This is a genomic window from Mucilaginibacter sp. P4_G9, assembly GCF_056400985.1.
On record NZ_JBFUKF010000594.1, the window covers coordinates 1 to 2313 of the forward strand.

The following is a 2313-nucleotide window of genomic DNA, read 5'->3' on the forward strand; positions in this document are numbered from 1 at the left end:
CCCTGAACATGAAGCCAACATCCGGGCGTTTTACGGCCGCTGGGTTGAAATGCTGGGCGACCCATTTCATGGTACTGTTGAAATATTTAAACAATTAAAAGAGAGCAATAAGTATAAGATCTACGCACTTACCAACTGGTCGGCAGAAACCTTCCCCTTTGCGGTGGCCCGTTTTAATTTCCTGGAGTGGTTTGATGGGGTTGTGGTATCCGGTACCGAAAAAATGCGCAAGCCCGCCCCTGAGTTTTACCAGGTACTGCTTGATCGTTACAATGTTAACCCCGCCGAAGCTTTGTTTATTGATGATAATTACCGCAATGTTTTAGCCGCAGAAAAAATGGGTATTAAAAGCATTCACTTTAAATCAGCAGAGGAGTTATCGGCAAAACTGAACGAACTTGGGGTTTTGTGATTGATATAGGTGTTGTATTTCAGAAATTTAAATAAGCAGGGATAACCCGTTTTTCAATCAACCTCCGGCTTAAAAGCATACCTCAACTGAACCAAGCCGCTCGAAAACTGTTCGCTGCCGAGAAACAATAGGTTGGTACGATCTTTAACCTTAAACAGCGGTTTCCCGGCGCCTAAAATTACGGGGTGAACAGCCAGCATAAACTCATTGATCTGCCGCTGCTCTATAAATACCGAAACCAGCTCTGCACCGCCAAACAGCCAGATATTGCTGCCCGGCTGATGCCTGATCTCATCTACCCGCTGCTTAAAATCTGCCGAACGGATAATTTCCGAATTGCCTTCAACCGTTGTCAGCGTATCCGAAAAAACATACATTTTAAGCGCCGCAAACAATCCCGGCCCTGCGCTCATGAGTACTTCATAACTTTTACGGCCAAGAAAAATGGCATCGGTACTGTTCAAAAAATCGGTCATCCCGTAATCCTGATCGGCAAAACACCAATCATATTCGCCGTTTGGCCCTTCAATAAAACCGTCGAGGCTCACGGCCAGGTTTAAAATTATTTTCCGCATATGTGGGTGTGCTTATTCTTCGCCCTGGTGTTTTTCCTGCCACTGTTTACTGAATGATTTTTCGGCAACTTCCGGCATTTCCCTTAGGTGTCCCCAGGTGCGCTTAAAGAAGAAACGGAGGAAAAAGTTTTTCATTTTACCACCAAAAAAATCGGTTAGTTTACGTTTCAGCATCCCTTTTTTCCAGATGGCCCAGCCCCAGCGTTCTTTATTGGTTACTAAACCCTGGTTAACTGAATCCCGGCGGTTCAGTAGCAGCATTTTATGGATATCTATCTTCACCGGGCAAACCTCGGTACAGCTGCCGCAAAGGCTTGATGCATAGCTAAGGTGTTTAAACTCCTGCATGCCGCTGGTATGCGGGGTTATGATAGAGCCAATTGGCCCGCTATAGGTAATATTATAAGCATGGCCGCCTATGTTTTGAAACACTGGGCATACATTAAGGCAGGCCCCGCAACGGATACAATATAATCCCTGGCGCTGTTCCTTTTGGGCAAGCAGGTTGGTGCGGCCATTATCAAGCAATACCACATACATTTCTTCGGGGCCGTCGGTTTCATCCGGCTGGCGCGGACCGCTCAGAATGGTGTTATATACCGTAAGATTTTGGCCTGTGCCATGCGTAGACAGCATTGGCCAAAACAGGTCGAGATCGTTAATAGACGGGATGATCTTTTCGATCCCCACTACGGCAATATGAATTTTGGGGAAGGTAGTACATAAGCGCGCGTTCCCTTCATTCTCGCTGATGGCTATACTGCCGGTATCGGCCAGCAGGAAGTTGGCTCCCGTTATGCCTACATCGGCCTGTAAATATTTGTCGCGCAGCAATTCCCTTGCTTTCAGGGTTAGCTGCTCGGGAGTAGCTTCTGTGGGCGTGCCAAAGCGTTCATGAAACAGTTTGGCAATATCCTCTTTGCTGAGGTGCATAGCCGGTGTAACAATATGATACGGTGCCTGCCCCAGCAACTGTACAATGTATTCGCCAAGATCAGTCTCTAACGACTCAATATTATTTTCCTTCAGAAATTCATTCAGGTGAATTTCTTCGGTAACCATTGATTTTGATTTTACTACAGTCTTTGCTTTGGCTTTTTGGATGATGTTCAGGATCTCGCGATTGGCTTCTTCGGCATCATTGGCCCAGATCACCTTGCCGCCCCTGCGTTGAAAATTGGCTTCAAACTCCGGTAAAAATTTATCCAGGGTCTCCATCACTTTCCACTTGATCACGTGCCCCTTCTTTTTGGCATTGTCGAGGTTGGCTATGCGTGAAAGCCCGCTTGCCGCCGCCGCGCTGTACTTATCAATACTGTTATTGAT

The 2313-nt window shown here is 46.6% G+C and carries 3 protein-coding genes; 1 reads left to right on the forward strand and 2 read right to left on the reverse strand.

What is annotated here, in order from left to right; translation table 11 throughout:
• Window positions 1–412, forward strand: a 412-nt coding sequence (locus AC1DPZ_RS25685; protein WP_477408842.1) for an HAD family hydrolase, incomplete at its 5' end; no start/stop codon positions are given.
• Window positions 413–465: 53 nt separating this feature from the next.
• Here the strand turns inward: AC1DPZ_RS25685 and AC1DPZ_RS25690 are convergent.
• Window positions 466–987: a dihydrofolate reductase family protein gene (locus AC1DPZ_RS25690; RefSeq protein WP_477408844.1), complete on the reverse strand. Its 522-nt coding sequence runs from the start codon at window positions 985–987 to the stop codon at window positions 466–468.
• A gap of 12 nt (window positions 988–999) precedes the next feature.
• Window positions 1000–2313, reverse strand: a 1314-nt coding sequence (locus AC1DPZ_RS25695) for a LutB/LldF family L-lactate oxidation iron-sulfur protein (protein WP_477408846.1), incomplete at its 5' end; no start/stop codon positions are given.

Excerpts from the sequence above, each read along its gene's own strand:
- AC1DPZ_RS25690 (WP_477408844.1), bottom strand. The coding sequence starts at position 987 with ATGCGGAAAATAATTTTAAACCTGGCCGTGAGCCTCGACGGTTTTATT.